This window comes from Flavobacterium sp. FlaQc-30 (assembly GCF_044005885.1).
In the GTDB taxonomy this organism is placed as follows: domain Bacteria; phylum Bacteroidota; class Bacteroidia; order Flavobacteriales; family Flavobacteriaceae; genus Flavobacterium.
Window position 1 is genome coordinate 1 of the sequence record NZ_JBIPCO010000067.1, and the last position, 221, is coordinate 221.

Annotated in this window: 1 protein-coding gene; it reads right to left on the reverse strand. The window is 38.0% G+C overall.

The genetic code is table 11. The annotated features are described in order from the left end of the window. Nucleotides 1–221 (reverse strand): hypothetical protein (locus tag ACHRV0_RS21775; RefSeq protein WP_395442546.1); only part of this gene is annotated, 221 nt, incomplete at both ends.

A 221-nucleotide genomic window follows, 5' to 3' on the forward strand; every position in this document is an offset into this window, starting at 1 on the left:
GGTTGTCAGCGTTTCTGCATCTCCAACCATATCAACAAGTTTTATTACTGTTGCAGATCCGCTTTCTGGCTGATACGTTAATGTTTTTCCTGTCGCATCATAAGCAAGTGATGTTAAAGTTTCGTTTGAACCTACAAATTGTGTAAGTTCTGTTGCGAACTTAGAATCGTTTATAATTGTGCTTGCATTGTTGATTACATCCGCTACAACATCGATTGTAG